Genomic DNA, 15,549 nt, shown 5'->3' with positions numbered 1-15,549 from the left:
CCGAGTCTCGTGGTGCTCCTTAGAAAGGAGGTGATCCAGCCGCACCTTCCGGTACGGCTACCTTGTTACGACTTCGTCCCAATCGCCGATCCCACCTTCGACAGCTCCCTCCCTTACGGGTTAGGCCACTGGCTTCGGGTGTTACCGACTTTCATGACGTGACGGGCGGTGTGTACAAGGCCCGGGAACGTATTCACCGCAGCGTTGCTGATCTGCGATTACTAGCGACTCCGACTTCACGGGGTCGAGTTGCAGACCCCGATCCGAACTGAGACCGGCTTTGAAAGGATTCGCTCCACCTCACGGCATCGCAGCCCTTTGTACCGGCCATTGTAGCATGTGTGAAGCCCTGGACATAAGGGGCATGATGACTTGACGTCATCCCCACCTTCCTCCGAGTTGACCCCGGCAGTCTCTCACGAGTCCCCACCATAACGTGCTGGCAACATGAGACAAGGGTTGCGCTCGTTGCGGGACTTAACCCAACATCTCACGACACGAGCTGACGACAGCCATGCACCACCTGCACACAGGCCACAAGGGAACCGACATCTCTGCCGGCGTCCTGTGCATGTCAAACCCAGGTAAGGTTCTTCGCGTTGCATCGAATTAATCCACATGCTCCGCCGCTTGTGCGGGCCCCCGTCAATTCCTTTGAGTTTTAGCCTTGCGGCCGTACTCCCCAGGCGGGGTACTTAATGCGTTAGCTACGGCACGGATCCCAAGGAAGGAAACCCACACCTAGTACCCACCGTTTACGGCGTGGACTACCAGGGTATCTAATCCTGTTCGCTCCCCACGCTTTCGCTCCTCAGCGTCAGTTACTGCCCAGAGACCCGCCTTCGCCACCGGTGTTCCTCCTGATATCTGCGCATTCCACCGCTACACCAGGAATTCCAGTCTCCCCTGCAGTACTCTAGTCTGCCCGTATCGCCCGCACGCCCACAATTGAGTTGTGAGTTTTCACGGACAACGCGACAAACCACCTACGAGCTCTTTACGCCCAGTAATTCCGGACAACGCTCGCACCCTACGTATTACCGCGGCTGCTGGCACGTAGTTGGCCGGTGCTTCTTCTGTCACTACCGTCACTTGCGCTTCGTCGTGACTGAAAGAGGTTTACAACCCGAAGGCCGTCATCCCCCACGCGGCGTCGCTGCATCAGGCTTGCGCCCATTGTGCAATATTCCCCACTGCTGCCTCCCGTAGGAGTCTGGGCCGTATCTCAGTCCCAGTGTGGCCGGTCACCCTCTCAGGCCGGCTACCCGTCGTCGCCTTGGTAGGCCATTACCCCACCAACAAGCTGATAGGCCGCGGGCCCATCCCACACCGCAAAAGCTTTCCACCACAACCCATGAAGGCCATGATCATATTCGGTATTAGACCCAGTTTCCCAGGCTTATCCCAAAGTGCAGGGCAGATCACCCACGTGTTACTCACCCGTTCGCCACTCGAGTACCCCGAAGGGCCTTTCCGTTCGACTTGCATGTGTTAAGCACGCCGCCAGCGTTCGTCCTGAGCCAGGATCAAACTCTCCAAACAAAAACCCCCAGACCAAACTGGGCAGAATTCAATCAGAAAAATCCGATCACAAACAAAAGACACCAAAAACTGGCATCCAAAAAAACCACGCCCTAAACGGGAAAAAGAACGTGGCAAAAAACAACAAACAAAAACCACCAAACACACTATTGAGTTCTCAAACAACAGACCTGATTGTGACTACCCCTCAGGCCGCGCAAAAAACCCGCGGCCAAAAGGCCGCGACTTCAAGTGCGGACTAGTGGGAACACCCTGTTATCCAAGGTTATTCCCGGGGAAGCCGTCGCGCTCTCCGGCGGGGCCGTGTCGCGGCGACGAGAGATAAGTTACGTGCTTGCAAACTCGGAGTCAAATCGGCTGGTAGAAGGGGGTTTTCGGACCTTCAAGATCAACTCCCGACCTTCCGCACGCCGGCCACGTTCCGCTTGCCGCGGCGCAGCACCAGCCACCGACCGAACAGAAAGTCCGAGGATTGCGGCGCCCAGTCGTCGGTGCCGACCCGAATGTTGTTCACCGACACCCCGCCCTCGGCGATCGTGCGCCGGGCCGCGCCCTTGCTCGCGGACAGTCCGGTGGCCACCAAAAGGTCGGCTATCCCATCCGGACCGTCGGGTGTGAGGTCGGCCACCGACGCCTCGGTGAGCGCCGCGGCCAACGTCGGCTCGTCGAGTTCGGTCAGCTCTCCCCTGCCGAACAGCGCCTGGCTGGCCAGTTCCACCGAGGCGGTCGCCGCCTCCCCGTGCACCAGCGTCGTCAACTCCTGGGCCAGCCGGCGTTGGGCGGCGCGTTCGTGCGGACGCTCGGCCGTGGCCTGCTCGAGGTCGGCGATCTCCTCGGCGGACAAGAAAGTGAACCAACGCAAATAGGGCAACACGTCGGCGTCGGCGGTGTTGACGAAGTACTGGTACCAGGCATACGGGCTGGTCATCTCCGGGTCCAACCACAGGTTGCCGCCCCCGGTGGACTTGCCGAACTTCTTGCCCTCGGAGTCGGTGACCAGCGGCGTCGTCAACGCGTGCACCGTCGCACCGAGCTTCTGGCGGACCAACCGGACCCCGGCGATGATGTTGCCCCACTGATCGGACCCGCCGAGCTGAAGTCCACAGTCGTAGCGTCGGTGCAGTTCCACGTAGTCGTTGGCCTGCAGCAGCATGTAGCTGAACTCCGTGTACGAGATCCCGTCCCCGTCGAGCCGGCGTCGCACCGTGTCGCGGTCCAACATGACGTTGACCGAGAAGTGCTTGCCGAGGTCACGCAGGAATTCGATGGCCGACAACTCGGCGGTCCACGCCAGGTTGTTCTCGACGATGGCGCCGGTGGGTGAATCGTCGAACTCCACGAACCGCTCGAGTTGACCACGGATGCGGCCGGCCCAGTCGGCGACGGTGTCGGCGTCGTTGAGGGTGCGCTCGCCGGCGTCGCGCGGGTCACCGATCATGCCGGTGGCGCCGCCGGCCAGCACGATGGGCCGGTGTCCGCCCTGTTGGAAGCGCCGCAACGTCAACAACGGCACCAGGTGTCCGGCGTGCAGGCTGGGCCCGGTGGGATCGAAGCCCGAATAGACCGTGACCGGACCGTTCGCCAACTGTTGGGCAAGGGCATCACGGTCGGTCGACTGCGCGATCAATCCGCGCCAGTCCAACTCATCGAGTATCGAAGCCATGGGTCGATCTTCCCGCACGGCCCGCGGCGTCAGTCGCTGAGGCCGGTCGCCGGGGCCCGCGGGCTGCGTCGATACGCCGAAACCTCCGGGTGATCGGCCAGCCAGAACCGCCACGGCCGGTCCGCGGCCTTGCTGACGCCGACCCGCGGACCGCTGACCGAGTCCCCAGGGTCCCCCAGTTCCAGTCGGACCGGGCTGGCCGCGTCGAACACGTCGACCCCGTTGTCGGACATTGCGATTCCCAGCGCCGAGCACAGATTCCCCGGGCCGCGGCCCAGCGCCCGGTCGGCGACGTCCCCACGCCGGCGCCGCGCCGCGGCGATCCCGTCGGTGATCACCCCGGCCCGCAGCAGAACCGCGGCGGCGGTGTCGTCGGGACCGCACACGACGTTCGCGCACACGTGAATGCCGTGGCTGCGATAGGTGTAGAGCCGACCCGCCGGCCCGAACATCACGTCGTTGCGGGCGTTGGGTCCGCGAAAAGAATGCGCGGCCGGATCCGGCCACGGCCCGTCGGGAACGCCGCCGTAGGCCTCGACCTCGACAATCACTGCGGCCGCGTCCCGGGTGAAAACAGTGGCGCCGAGCAATCGGCGGGCGGCGGCCTGCGGATCAGTGATCAGGTCCTCGACACTCACGGTTGCGATTGTGCTGCACCGCGTCCGCAATCAACAGACACAACTAGGCAGACCCCGCCAACCTGGCGTGCTCGTCGTCGTCCTCGACCTGCCGGGCCTCGTCGGCGAGCAGCACCGGGATGCCCTCGTCGATGCGGTAGGCGCGCCGCAGTCGCGGGTTGTAGAGCACGTCGTCGGTGTGTACCAACGGGCCGCGATCGACTGGACACACCAGGATCTGCAGCAGCTTCTCGTCGAGCGCCGCCAAGAGTTATCGACCCGGCATCTCGAAGACGGGATTGCCGTTGTTGCCGCCGGTGCGGTCCATCGGGTTGGGGTTGTTCCAGTTGTCGTTGGGCATGATGCCGACCTGGATGGGCGACTGACCCCGGCCACCGGAGGCATGGCTCAGCGCCTTGCGCTGGTTGGCCAGCGCCCCGTTGAGCGCCTCCACCAGCGGAGCCTGGTTGGGGCCGCGGTCCATGGCGGCCTTGATCGCGGCGAGGTCGGCCGGTTTCGGGTTGTACCCCTTGGCCCGCAGTTCCAGTGACGCGCGCAGCAGGTTGGCGACGAGGCCGGCGCCGGAGCCGGTGCTGTACTGCTGGGCCAGTTCGTCGAGGACGTCGGCGTTGGCGGTGCCCGCCCCCGCGCCCAGGGAACCGAGCGCCAATCCCACGCTGGTCACCCCGATGACCGCGGCGCGACGCCAGCGAGATGTCTTCTGTCCAGTCATGCGATTCCTCCGAAAGAATGTCATCGGGAGCCTAACAGCGCTGTCGTCGCCGAGCATGTTCTCGTTACTGCCCACCGGCGAACTGCGCGCGCACGGCCGGGGTCAGCCGCTTGTACTGCCCGCTGGCCGCATCCAGGCACCAGGTCTGCCGGCCGGCCTTCGGGATCCCGGCCGCGCGCAGGTCGTTGACGACCGGGCGGTAGGTCGCCGACAGCGGAAGCTCGGGGACGACGTGCACGATGTCGGGTGGCAGGCCCACCGGCAGCTCCGCCAACGCGTCGGTGAGGTCGGCCGCGGTCACCGCCGCGCCCGCCCGCAGCGTCAGCGCCGTGATCGCCACGTCGTGGTCGCCGACCGGCACGCGATAGGTGACGGCCAGGTCGACCGCGCCGATCAGGCTCACCGCGTCGGTGATCGGCTCACCGAACACCACCCCGCGCGCGGTGTGCATGGCCGTGCTGCGGGTCCCGACCAGCCAGAAATCGCCGTCGGCGTCGCGCCGGAACAACGATTCGGTGGACACCCAGGTGTCGGCCGGGGCGAACACGCCCCGCTTGACCGAGGCCGACGGGTCGACCGGGCCGCGCGGCCGGGCCAGCAGGACGCCGACCTCGTCGGTGCCGGCGACCTGGACGAAGCCCCGCTCGTCCTCGAGGATCAGGTCCTCCTCGGCGCTGTAGGCGCCCAGTTCGATCTGGCCACCGCCCGGCAGCGGCCGGCCCTTGCTGCCGACCTTGGCCCCGGACACGTTGGCCAGCACCGCCTGCCCGTCGGTGGTGGCGTAGAACTCCACGACGTTGGCCGGCGCGAACGCCTCGGTGACGCGCTGCCACAGCCCGGTCGGCATGCCGGAGCCGATGAAGACCCGGACCGGATGGTTGCCGTGCAGGGCGAAGCCCGGATCGTCGATGACGTCGGCCAGCATCGCCCAGGTGTAGGACACCACCGTGACGCCGTATTGCCGCACCTCCTGGACGAAGGTGTCGGGCCGCAACCCGCGCGACAGGGCGATGCGGGCGCCGCCGACCACCGCGCCGCCGAGCGCGACCAGCAGGCCGGACTGGTGGTGCAGCGGGGTCAGGCAGTACACCGTGTCGTTGCGGCCGATCGACGCGGTCGAGGCGGTACCGAAGGCCGACAACGCCCAGCGGAAGTTGGTGATCTCCTTGGCGACCAGTTCGCCGGCCACCGTGCTGAACGCGACGAACGCGCGGTCACGCGCATAGCCGGGGTTGGGGCGGTACCAGCCGGGCAGCTCGACCACCTCGGGATCGATCTGCTCCATGTCGACGACGTCGGTCCCGTCGGGCAGCTGCAGGCGGCGCGAGTCGCCGCCGCCGAGCACCAGCACCTGCAACCCGAGCTGACCGGCCGCCTCCAGGTTGGTTGGGTCGGTGAGGATTTCGGAGACACCGCCGAGGCGAGCGGCCTCGGCCAGGTCGCCGTCGGGCGGCATCAGCACCGCGACGGCCCCGAGCCGGGACAGCGCCGCGATGGCGACCAGCGCGCTCGGCCTGGTCTCCATCAACACGCCGACGTGATCGCCCTGCCGGATGCCGACGTCGATCAGGCCGCGCACCACGTTGTTGATGCGCCGGTCGACGGCCTCGTAGGTGTGCACCCGGCCGTCGAACAACAGGAACTCACCGTCGGGCGCGCCGCGGGCCTGCTCGGAGATAATGCGGCCCAACGAGATCCGGGTGTGGTCATTGATCTGGCCGAGCCGGGCCAACCGTGGCAGCGTGCGCGCGGTTTCCACGGCCAGGGTGCGGATCGATTTTCCGGCCGCCCCCACGGCATCGGCGGCCCCGCGCGCCAACGTCAACGCCACCTCGGAGGCACCGCCCACGCCGTGCACCACCCGCGAGGCCAGCGGCACGCCGCTCTCGCCTTCCTCCTCGGGCTGGTCGTTCATCGGTTCGACGGTCGACGGCATCGGGCTCTGCCCGGACAGCCACAGCACCCAGTCGGCCACCGTGGGCCAGGTGATCTCCGAGGCCTTCGACCCCACCACCAGGCCGAAGTGCCCGGTGCGGATCATCGTCTCGTAGACGTCGGCGTGCGGCGCGGCCTTGCGGATGCCCCGCACCGAGGCCGGCTGGCCGATGTCGTCGACCTCGCCGACGAAAGCCAGTACGGGACAAGTGATGTCGGTGAGGGTGACCAGCTGACCGTTGATCGCGAAACCGCCGGTCATCATGCGGTTGTGCGCGATGAACTGCTTGAGCAGCTCCGAGATCGCCGGCCCGGACCAGGCGATCCAGCCCTCGGAGTCCAGGAACCGGCGCTGCTGCTCACGCGGCAGCAGCGCCTGGCGGTCATGCAGTTGGCGCAGGAAATCCAGGCGGGCCTTGGCCGTCTTGAGCGGATCCATCATCTGGAAACCGGTGCGCGCCATCCAGCCCTGGATGTCGAGGCGGTTGAACACGTGGTCGGCCATGAAGTCCGCGGCCACCGCGCCCAGGTTCGGCGGGATCCCCATCGGCAGCGCCGCCAACGTGTCCACCGGAGAGCCGAACGCGATGATGCTCGCGACGTCCTTGGACCGGCGGTAGGCCACCGTCTGATAGCAGAACATCCCGCCCTGCGAGTAGCCGGCGACGTGGACGTCGCGGCCGGTCACCTTCTTCACGGTGTCGATGGCGTCGTTGAGACCCACCAGGTGGTCGGCCAGGGTGCGGCGCATGCCGCCTTCGACCTTGTCGGGTTCGCCGAAGTCGATGACCCACGGATCCAGCCCGGCGCTGTGCAGGATCCCGACGGCGCCGTCCTCGCGGGTGACGTCCCACATGTCGGCCGACATCATCATCGGGTGCACCATCAGCACCGGTTCGCCGGCCGGCGCCTTGCCGGGACGGCTGTCCGGCGGGAAGTACCGACGCAGCTTGTACATCGGCACACTCTCGACGATCTGGTACGGCGAGGGCACGGTGCCGGTTTCGAGACCGCCGAGGCGCAGCACCTCCAGCCCGTTCTGCGCCGTGGCCAGCAGCCGCTCCACCGGCCTGGCCACCGCCCTTAGCCTTCGATCCACCCGCAGCTCCCCTGCCAAAAGTGCCGACGTGCCCCGACAGCCTGCACATTCTGGCACAGCCGCGGATCGCAGCGGTCAGGCTTGCACCGCGCGGCGGCGATCAGACCCTGGCGGCGACCAACCGGAACGCCTCGGACTCCCGCCCGAACACCATCCGTCCCTCGCGCCACAACGCCATGCCGACCTGCGCGACCGGGGTCGCATCCCCGTCCGGGCCGGGCTGCAGGCGCCGCAGCGAGCCCGACAGCGGCTTGCCGACCTCGATCGCGGGATCGGGCAGGCCCAGCACGGCCGCGGGGTTGGTCGAGATCATGTCGACGGCGGCCGACAGGCTCAGCGAGGTGTCGCGCACCAGCGCGTACGGGGCGGCCTGTAGCGCCGAGGGCAGATAGTCCGAGCACAGCACGTCGCACAGGCCGGCCTCGGCAGCCTCGGCCGCCAACACGTTGCCCTCCGAGGTGGACCGTCCCCGCACCGCGTTCGGTGCGCCCAGCACCACGTGCATCCCCAGGCTGTGCGCGTGCCGGGCCGCGGCCATCGTCAGCGGGAACTCCGCGACCCGGGCCCCGAAGTCGAACGCCTCCTGCACGTGCTCGGGGGTCCGGTCGTCGTGGCTGGCCAGCACCACGTTGTGCGCCAACGCCAGCTTCGCGACCTCGGCGCGGCGGTCGGCGACCGCGGCCAACCGGGCGGCGTCGACGTTGAAGACCTCGTCGACCTCGGCCTCGCTCACCCCCCAGTCCTGGGCGTAGAAGGCGCGGGTCTGCTCGGGCGAGCCGAACCGGCTGCGCTCCGCGGAGGTTTCGATCATCGAGATCAGCGCGACGCGCGAGGTGGCCGCCAGCACCGCGGCCAGGGTGTCGACGCTGCGTTCGTCGGTCAGTTCGACCCGGGCGTGGATCCGCCAGTCGCAACCGAGTTCGGGGCCCAGGCGTTCGATGCTCGCAGCCAGCGCCGGCGCGTCGGCGATGTCGATGCCCTTGCGGGGCGAGTGCTCGCACCGCGCGGCGATGCACACGGTGCCGATGCCCGCCGCGGCGCATTCGGCGTCGAGCACCGGCAGCACCGTCTCGTTGTCGAGCAGCACTGTGGCCCTCGGCGCCCGGCGCTGCACCAGGTTGTCCAGGTGCAGGTCGACGGCTGCCGGCAGCAGCACTGCCCGGGCCGGCGCCGAGTTCGCGGCGATGTCCAGCACCCGGCCACCCTCCCCGAGGGTGACCGTCGCATCCGGGATCACCGGCCGGCCGCCGCCGGGCACCACGGTCAATCCCTCGAGCACTGTCAGACCCATGTGATGCGTCCCTCCTGTAGTTGGCCCACCGCGGATGCGATCGGGCGTAGTGCACTTTCGACGCCGGCGGCGACGATCACCGCGGCTCCGCGCGCGGCGGACTCGGTCAGCCAATTGGCCAGTGCGGCAACCGGTGCCGATTGTTCGGGATCGTCGAGCACGACGATGTCCCGCTCGGCGAGCAGCGCCGCGGCCAGTGCGGCGGTGCGCCGCTGGGGTGCGCGCAGGCGCCCGACCGGGAGCGCGGCGAGCGGTTCGGCGCCCAGCCGCCGCAGCGCGCGCTGCGCCGCCGGCGCGTCCGTGTGGGCGAGGCGGGCCACCGCCTGCGCGACGAGGAGGGTGGGCGCGGCGACCAGTTCCCCGTCGAAGCAGGCCAGGTGGTGGGCCCGCAGCCAGGCCACCGAGCGCGGGTCCGCGTCGGCCAGGCTGACCTCGACGACGTCCGGGGGCGCCACCGTGACGTCGCCGCCGCACAGTCGGTAACCACCGGTCAGGCAGCGCACCAGGCTGGTCTTGCCGGATCCGGGCGTCCCCAGCACCAAGGTCACCTCCCCCGCCGGTGCTACGAGGTCCACCGACTCCAGCGGCCCACGCGCCTCGTCGAAGCGCTTGGTGAGCGCCGCCGCGGTCAGCACGTCAACCTCGACGAGACCAGCAGGCGGGTGTACGGGTGCTGCGGATCATGCAGGATCTGTTCTGTCACACCGTGTTCGACGATGCGTCCGTGGTGCAGGACGACGGTGCGCGAGGCGAGGATGCGCACCGCGGCCAGATCGTGGGAGACGACGACGGTCGCCGACCCGAGCGTGGCCGCCACCTGTTGCACAGCGTCGAGCAGACCCGCCTGGATGGACGGGTCCAGGCCGGTGGTGGGTTCGTCCAGCAGCAGCACCGGGGGCGGATCGACGAGCGCGCGGGCCAGCTGGACGCGCTGCTGCATGCCGCCGGAGAACGTCATCAGCGGATCGCCGTGGCGTTCGCGGCGCAGACCGAGTTCGACGAGCATGGCCGCGGAGGTGGATTGCAGCTGCTCGAAGTTGCGGGTGCCGGCCGCCAGCAGTCGTTGCGCCACATTGGATTCGGCGGCCAGCCGCGGGTACAGGCCGGCCGCCAGCGCGTTCTGGTGCACCATCACCACCGACGATGCGTGCATCGGCGCGCGGCCACACCACACGGTGCCCTCGTCCGGACTCAGATCCAGGTGCAGGCTGCGCAGCAGCGTGGTCTTGCCGGATCCCGACTCGCCGACGATGCCCAGCACCTCGTTGGGCCCGACGTCGAACGAAACATCTTGCAGGGCAACGACCGAACCGCAGGAGGGGCAGCGATTGGTGCCCGGCTCCTCGCCGGTGAGTTCGAAGCACCGCGCACACTTGGGCCCGAAGCGGTGCGAGATTCCGCGCACCGACAACACCGGCTCCGGTGGCCCCAGTCGGGTCTCGGGTGCCGCGATGGTCGCCTCCGACGTCATCGTGTTTCCTCCTCTGCCCGGAGCCGACAGGCGTCCGCGTCGGTGCAGATCCAGTCGGCCCCGGAGTCCTGCGAAACGCGGTACGACGTCGTGCTGCCGCACCGCGCACACGGGTCCCCGCAGTGTTCGGATTGCAGCGGCCGATCGTCGAAGGCCAGCGGCGCCACCGTGGTGTGGGGCGGCAGGGCGGTCAGGCGGGCGCGGCGACCCGCGCCCAGCAGGATCGGATACGGGCGCCGGTCCAATCGCAGCACGTCGTAGCGCGGGATGGGGCTGGGGCTCATCAGGTGCTTGTCCGCGACCAGCACCGGATGGTCGGCGCCGGTGCGCGGGCCGCCGAGGCGCGTCTGCGCGTCGTAGAGATCCAGCCACGCCGGGGTGTAGTCGCCGCCGGCGTGCCGTTGCAGCGCGGCGGCCTCGTCGGGCACGACGCGGTGCAGCGGGTCCGGGTGGGGCACCTGCAGCACCAGCAGCTGATCGGCGCGCAGTTCCACCTCCGGAATGCGGTGCCGGCTCTGGACGATGGTGGCCTCGGCGGTGACGGTGGTGGCCTCGCACCGGGCCGACCTGCTGATCAGATCGCGCATCCCGGCCGCGTTGACCGACATGTCGTCACCCTGGTCGATGACCTTCACGACGTCGTCGGGGCCCACCACCGACAGCGTGACCTGCAGTCCGCCACTGCCCCACCCCCGGGCGACGGGCATCTCCCGGGACGCGAACGGCACCTGCCAGCCCGGGATGGCCAGGGCCTTGAGGACGGCGCGACGAACGTTGCGCTTGGTGTCCTCGTCGAGGTACGCGTAGGACTCGGCGGTGCTGTGCGTCGCCGCGAGTTCGGCGACCGTTGTGGTCATGATGTGCCTCCCGACACTGCGGACAGATAGGCGGCGAAGCTCGCGTAGTGCGGCAGCCGCAGGTGTTCGACGAAGCCGTTGGTGGCCGCGCCGTCGCTGGCGGCGATGACGGTCTGCTCGTCGAGGAGCAGGGGTTGCTGCAGTTCCCCGTCGGCCTTCATCGCGGCGTCGATGAGCGCCAACGCCAGGGCGCGACGTTCGACGGTGCCCAGCGTCGCGCCCCAGCCGGTCGCCAGCCCCGGGGCGCCGGCCACGTCGGCGTCGAGGACCACCTCGACCTGCGTGACCGGCACTTCGGCGATCACGCAGGGGATCCCGCTGCTCGGGTGGGCAACTCGCACGGCGACGACCTCGACGGTGAGCTCCATCATGATCGCCTCCTGGCGGCGGCCCAGGATCAGGGCGGACAGCGCCACCAGCGCGCCGGTCTCACCGCGCGCCAGCACCGACATCCGGCTGGCCCGCGACAGCGGCGGGGTCAGCACCGAGGTCGCCGGGTCGGCGCCGGCCCCGTCCTCGGGTTCGGGCGCCAGGCGGATGCCGCCGAGCAGGTCCCGAACCCGCGACGTGGTGGCCCGGGTCGGCAGCGGCGGCGTTTCGACAGCGGCCTCGGGGGCGACCGCGGGCCGCGGCGAGGCGGGCGCGTCGTCCCAACTCAGCTGCCGGGACCGCAGGTCTCGGGCCGCGCCGAGCCACTGCCCGCCGGGGATGCGCGGATACGCCGAGGACAGCCGCCGTTCGATGGCGACGTCGCGCGGGCGCACCGGCTCGGGGGTCACGTGCGGCTGGGTCGCCGCCCACACCCGCAGCATGGCCACCGCCGCGGCGGTGTCACCGTGGGCCTGGTGCAGCGCGCGGCGCGCCGCGGCGCGGTCCCACAGCCCGGCCTCGGCGCACAGCTGCTCCTCGAGCACGCTGGTGTCGATCTGCTCGCCGGCCACGGTCTGGTTCACCAACGCGCGCGCGGCGTCGAGGGCCTCGTTCTCCTGCATGCTCGCGTACATCAGGCCGCCTCCCGCCGCAATGTCAGGGTGCGCGGCAGGCCGTACAGCCGATCACCGGTGACGACGAAGACATCGACGCCGCAGGGGGTTTCGGCGTTGGCCGCCGCGAAGGCGTGCAACGCCAGTTCGTCGAGCGGCACCCGCACCGTCGCGGTGCCGTCCACGCCGGGCCCGCTGATGGACGCGCTGCTCGACGGTCCGGCGGTCGCGACGACCACGGTCGCCCCGCGCTCCGGATTCGTGCGATCGCCGCGGGGAGCGCGGCTGATCGCATCGGCGGCCGGCCCGTGGGCCAATACCCAGTCGGCGGCCTCGATGTCGCCGAGTTCGGCGCCGGTCTCCTCGGCCAGCGCGGCGGCCAGGCGTTGCGCGGCCGGGCCGCCGGCCACCCCGAGGACCAGTCCGCGGTCCAGCAGGGCCAGCAGCACCCCGGCGGCCGCATCGAGTTCGGCGGACTCGCACCGCCGCGGCGCGGCGGGCAGTTCCTGCGGCTGCCCGGGCGCGCACAAGGCGCGCATGCAGGCCAGGAAGCCGTGCCGGCCGTCGTGCACCTGATCCCAGCTCATGCTTCGGCCAGCCTGGTCGCGGCCACCCGGCGGGCACGTTCGCGGGTCGCGTGCTGCACCTGTTCCGCGGTCTGGCGGCACAGGTGCTCGACGCGTGCGGCGTGCGGACCGCCGAGTTGGGCGGCGGCGTCGCAGACCGCCGCGGCCACCGCACCCACCGGGTCGTAGCCGCTGCGGTAACCGTCCCCGCGCACGCCGCCCAACTCCACGGTGCATCGGCTCAGCCCGACGTGGCCGAGAACCGCGGTGCTGGAGTCGGTCCCGGGGATGGGCAGCCGGATGGGCGCGCTGACGGACTCGGGGCCGGCGATGACCTCGACGCCGGGCACCTCGGCCAGGATGTCGTTGGCCAGTGCCTCCAGGTCGGCGGCCTCAGCGGCGGCCAACGCCTCGAAGCGGTGCTCGGGGCTCATCGCAGATCCACCGTGAACTGCACGCGGTCACCCGGGAAGCGGTGCTCGACGGCGGCGACGGGATCGCCGTGCTGATCGACGTTGACGCCGCGCATGCCGAAGATCGCGTCGCCCACCCGGATCCGCAGGTGCTCGGCGTCGGCGGGCTCGGCCAGCGCCGCGACGAAGGTCCGGTGGCCGCGCTGCATCGTCACGCCGTGCGCCTCGAGCAGGAAATCGAACAGCGACGTCTGCCCCTGCCACCGCTCGATCAACCCGGGGAAGCGCCGGACGCCGATCCGGGTCTCGGACAGCGACCAGGGCTGGTCGTCGACCAGGCGGACGGTTCGACACACCAGAACCGCGTCGGCGGTGCGCAGTTCGGCCCGCAGATCGGGATCGTCACTGACGGTGCGGGACAGTTCGCGGATGTTCACGCGGTGGCCGCGTTCGCGCATGTTGCGGGTGAAGCTGGCGTGCTTGCCCGCCGACACGTCGTAGCGCAGCCGCGGGGTGGCCACGAACGAGCCCTTGCCGTGCAGCGTGTCGATGATGCCGCGACGGTTCAGTTCGTCGAGCGCCCGGCGCACCGTCAGCCGGTTCACGTCGAACTCGGCGGACAGTTCGGCCTCGCTGGGCAACCGGTCGCCGGGCTGGGCGTGTTCGGCCAGCCGGGCCTCGAGCAGGTCGCTGAGCTGCCGGTAGATGGGCCGGTCGCCGAATCTGTTGAGCACCGCGACAGCGTTGGTCATGGGTAGTCCTCCTGGCCCAGCACCCGGCGCCGGATCGCCGCCGAGAGTCGTTCGAATGCAACAACAACGAGAAGAATCGAGAGAATGATCGTGAAGGCCTCGTCGTAGCGCAGCAGCGTCATGGACGTGGCCAGCTCGATCCCGATGCCGCCGGCGCCCACCAGGCCCAGCACCACCGAGGAACGCACCGAGGATTCCAGCGCGAACATCGACGTCGTCACGAACGGCGGCAGGCAGGCCGGGAGCACCCCGCCGGCGAGCACCCCGACGCGGGACGCGCCCAGCGCGCGCAGTCCCTCCAGTCGTCCGGGTTCCAGATCCTCGATGCTCTCGGCGAAGAACCGTCCGCAGAAACCCATGACGTCGACGGTGATGGCCAGCACGCCGGCCTCGGGACCGAGGCCCACCGCGACCACGAAGATCAGTCCCCAGACCAGGTCGGGGATGCTGCGGCACACGGTGATGACCCCGCGCGCGGCGCCGTAGAGCGTCCAGTGCGGGGAGATGTTGCGGGCCGCCAGCGCGGCCAGCGGAAGGCTCAGCAGGACACCGAGGATGGTGCCCAGCAACGCCATCTCGATGGTCACCAGCAGGGCTTTGAGAATGGGTCCCAGCCGACTCGCGTCGGGCGGGATCGCGTCGGAGAAGAACTCCCCCAGCCGCAGGGTGCCGATCGCCAGCGACCCGGGGTCCACCTTGGCGCCCTGGGTCCAGCCGTGGATCAGCAGGCAACCGGCGACCAGGACGATCACCAGGCTGAACAGGCTGGGACGGCGCAGCCGGGCGGGGCCGGCCGCCTCCGGCCGCGTCAGCGTCGGACTCACGAGGCCCTCGACGCGTAGACCGCATTCAGTCGGGCCGGGTCGCAGGACCCGCTGGGCTGATCGAGTTCGATTGCTCCGCCGCGTAATCCGATGATGCGGTCGGAGTACCGCAGCGCCAGGTCGACGTGATGCATCGCCATGATGACCGTGACGCCGCTGTCGGCGGCGATGGACCGCAGCAGGTCCATCGCCGAGATCGCCGACGCCGGATCCAGGCTGGCGACCGGCTCGTCGGCCAGGATCAGCCGGGGCCGTTGCATGAGCATCCGGGCGATCGCGACCCGCTGCTGCTGACCACCGCTGAGGGACTCCACCCGGCGGTCGGCGAGGTCGGCGAGGCCCACTCGCTCGAGCGCCTGCAGTGCCTCGTCGCGCACCTCCTGGACCGCCAACAGCGGCCAGGCGCAGCGCAATCCGCGTCGCCCCATGGCGCCGTGCACGACGTTGTCGAACGCGGACAACCGACCCACCAGATGGAACCGCTGGAACACGAAGCCCACATCGCGGCGCACCGCGCGCAGGGTGCGCCGGGAGGCCGCCGTCACGTCGACGTCACCGAGGCGGATGGTGCCGGCCGACGGTTCGACCAGGCGCACCAGGCAGCGCAGCAGGGTCGACTTGCCCGCCCCGTTGGTGCCCACCAGGGCCACGCTCTCGCCCTGGCGCACCGTCAGATCCACCCCGGACAGCGTCGGCGCGGCGTTGCGTCGGTATCCGACGCGCAGCCCGGACACGGTGACCGCGGCCGGTCCGCGGCGCTGCTCAGCGGATACCCCGACTGCCGCCTCGATGACCGAACCCAT

At 69.6% G+C, this 15,549-nt stretch carries 15 protein-coding genes and 1 rRNA gene; all 16 read right to left on the bottom strand.

Going from position 1 to position 15,549, the window contains the following annotated elements:
* Positions 1-23 precede the first annotated feature (23 nt).
* The 16 genes from EL338_RS10500 to EL338_RS10425 all read right to left on the bottom strand — a co-directional run bounded on the left by EL338_RS10500 (position 24) and on the right by EL338_RS10425 (position 15,549).
* A 16S ribosomal RNA gene (locus tag EL338_RS10500) occupies positions 24-1,542 on the bottom strand.
* Positions 1,543-1,930: 388 nt separating this feature from the next.
* Positions 1,931-3,205, bottom strand: coding sequence for a tyrosine--tRNA ligase (tyrS, locus tag EL338_RS10495; protein ID WP_126333705.1), 1,275 nt, complete (start codon positions 3,203-3,205; stop codon positions 1,931-1,933).
* A gap of 29 nt (positions 3,206-3,234) precedes the next feature.
* A complete protein-coding gene (locus EL338_RS10490) occupies positions 3,235-3,843 on the bottom strand; it encodes a DNA-3-methyladenine glycosylase (protein WP_126333704.1) in 609 nt (202 codons plus the stop codon).
* A gap of 43 nt (positions 3,844-3,886) precedes the next feature.
* Positions 3,887-4,090: a Trm112 family protein gene (locus tag EL338_RS10485; RefSeq protein WP_126333703.1), complete on the bottom strand. Its 204-nt coding sequence runs from the start codon at positions 4,088-4,090 to the stop codon at positions 3,887-3,889.
* A gap of 3 nt (positions 4,091-4,093) precedes the next feature.
* Positions 4,094-4,555, bottom strand: coding sequence for a hypothetical protein (locus tag EL338_RS10480; protein WP_126333702.1), 462 nt, complete (start codon positions 4,553-4,555; stop codon positions 4,094-4,096).
* Positions 4,556-4,619: 64 nt separating this feature from the next.
* On the bottom strand, positions 4,620-7,589 hold the full coding sequence (locus tag EL338_RS10475) for an acyl-CoA synthetase (RefSeq protein WP_126333701.1): 2,970 nt from the start codon (positions 7,587-7,589) through the stop codon (positions 4,620-4,622).
* 100 nt (positions 7,590-7,689) lie between these two features.
* Positions 7,690-8,880 carry an alpha-D-ribose 1-methylphosphonate 5-triphosphate diphosphatase gene (locus EL338_RS10470; RefSeq protein ID WP_126333700.1) on the bottom strand — a complete coding sequence of 397 codons (1,191 nt, stop codon included), beginning with the start codon at positions 8,878-8,880 and terminating at the stop codon, positions 7,690-7,692.
* Complete coding sequence (locus EL338_RS10465; protein ID WP_126333699.1) at positions 8,871-9,515, bottom strand: ABC transporter ATP-binding protein; 645 nt, start codon at positions 9,513-9,515, stop codon at positions 8,871-8,873. The genes EL338_RS10470 and EL338_RS10465 overlap by 10 nt, the downstream gene beginning before the upstream one ends.
* On the bottom strand, positions 9,509-10,351 hold the full coding sequence (locus EL338_RS10460; protein ID WP_126333698.1) for an ATP-binding cassette domain-containing protein: 843 nt from the start codon (positions 10,349-10,351) through the stop codon (positions 9,509-9,511). Before EL338_RS10460 ends, EL338_RS10465 begins: the two co-directional genes overlap by 7 nt.
* Positions 10,348-11,208, bottom strand: a complete 861-nt coding sequence (locus tag EL338_RS10455) for an alpha-D-ribose 1-methylphosphonate 5-phosphate C-P-lyase PhnJ (RefSeq protein ID WP_126333697.1) — start codon at positions 11,206-11,208, stop codon at positions 10,348-10,350. The genes EL338_RS10460 and EL338_RS10455 overlap by 4 nt, the downstream gene beginning before the upstream one ends.
* A complete protein-coding gene (locus EL338_RS10450) occupies positions 11,205-12,212 on the bottom strand; it encodes a carbon-phosphorus lyase complex subunit PhnI (RefSeq protein WP_126333696.1) in 1,008 nt (335 codons plus the stop codon). The genes EL338_RS10455 and EL338_RS10450 overlap by 4 nt, the downstream gene beginning before the upstream one ends.
* On the bottom strand, positions 12,212-12,778 hold the full coding sequence (phnH, locus tag EL338_RS10445) for a phosphonate C-P lyase system protein PhnH (protein ID WP_126333695.1): 567 nt from the start codon (positions 12,776-12,778) through the stop codon (positions 12,212-12,214). The genes EL338_RS10450 and phnH overlap by 1 nt, the downstream gene beginning before the upstream one ends.
* A complete protein-coding gene (locus EL338_RS10440) occupies positions 12,775-13,191 on the bottom strand; it encodes a phosphonate C-P lyase system protein PhnG (protein WP_126333694.1) in 417 nt (138 codons plus the stop codon). Before EL338_RS10440 ends, phnH begins: the two co-directional genes overlap by 4 nt.
* Positions 13,188-13,922: a GntR family transcriptional regulator gene (locus EL338_RS10435; RefSeq protein ID WP_126333693.1), complete on the bottom strand. Its 735-nt coding sequence runs from the start codon at positions 13,920-13,922 to the stop codon at positions 13,188-13,190. The genes EL338_RS10440 and EL338_RS10435 overlap by 4 nt, the downstream gene beginning before the upstream one ends.
* Positions 13,919-14,746 (bottom strand): phosphonate ABC transporter, permease protein PhnE, encoded by an 828-nt coding sequence (gene phnE / locus EL338_RS10430; protein WP_126333692.1) that lies wholly within the window; start codon positions 14,744-14,746, stop codon positions 13,919-13,921. The genes EL338_RS10435 and phnE overlap by 4 nt, the downstream gene beginning before the upstream one ends.
* Positions 14,743-15,549: a phosphonate ABC transporter ATP-binding protein gene (locus EL338_RS10425; protein ID WP_126333691.1), complete on the bottom strand. Its 807-nt coding sequence runs from the start codon at positions 15,547-15,549 to the stop codon at positions 14,743-14,745. The genes phnE and EL338_RS10425 overlap by 4 nt, the downstream gene beginning before the upstream one ends.

Origin of the sequence: Mycolicibacterium chitae, assembly GCF_900637205.1 — a bacterium.
GTDB classification, from domain to species: Bacteria; Actinomycetota; Actinomycetes; order Mycobacteriales; family Mycobacteriaceae; genus Mycobacterium; species Mycobacterium chitae.
The sequence above is the reverse complement of the archived record's forward strand: the minus strand, read 5'-3'. Positions and strand labels throughout refer to the sequence as shown.

Bases quoted from the DNA above. Each gene is read 5' to 3' on its own strand.
- tyrS (WP_126333705.1), bottom strand. From the start codon at position 3,205: ATGGCTTCGATACTCGATGAGTTGGACTGGCGCGGATTGATCGCGCAG.
- EL338_RS10480 (WP_126333702.1), bottom strand. From the start codon at position 4,555: ATGACTGGACAGAAGACATCTCGCTGGCGTCGCGCCGCGGTCATCGGG.
- EL338_RS10470 (WP_126333700.1), bottom strand. From the start codon at position 8,880: ATGGGTCTGACAGTGCTCGAGGGATTGACCGTGGTGCCCGGCGGCGGC.
- EL338_RS10460 (WP_126333698.1), bottom strand. From the start codon at position 10,351: ATGACGTCGGAGGCGACCATCGCGGCACCCGAGACCCGACTGGGGCCA.
- EL338_RS10455 (WP_126333697.1), bottom strand. From the start codon at position 11,208: ATGACCACAACGGTCGCCGAACTCGCGGCGACGCACAGCACCGCCGAG.
- EL338_RS10450 (WP_126333696.1), bottom strand. From the start codon at position 12,212: ATGTACGCGAGCATGCAGGAGAACGAGGCCCTCGACGCCGCGCGCGCG.
- phnH (WP_126333695.1), bottom strand. From the start codon at position 12,778: ATGAGCTGGGATCAGGTGCACGACGGCCGGCACGGCTTCCTGGCCTGC.
- EL338_RS10440 (WP_126333694.1), bottom strand. From the start codon at position 13,191: ATGAGCCCCGAGCACCGCTTCGAGGCGTTGGCCGCCGCTGAGGCCGCC.
- EL338_RS10435 (WP_126333693.1), bottom strand. From the start codon at position 13,922: ATGACCAACGCTGTCGCGGTGCTCAACAGATTCGGCGACCGGCCCATC.
- EL338_RS10425 (WP_126333691.1), bottom strand. From the start codon at position 15,549: ATGGGTTCGGTCATCGAGGCGGCAGTCGGGGTATCCGCTGAGCAGCGC.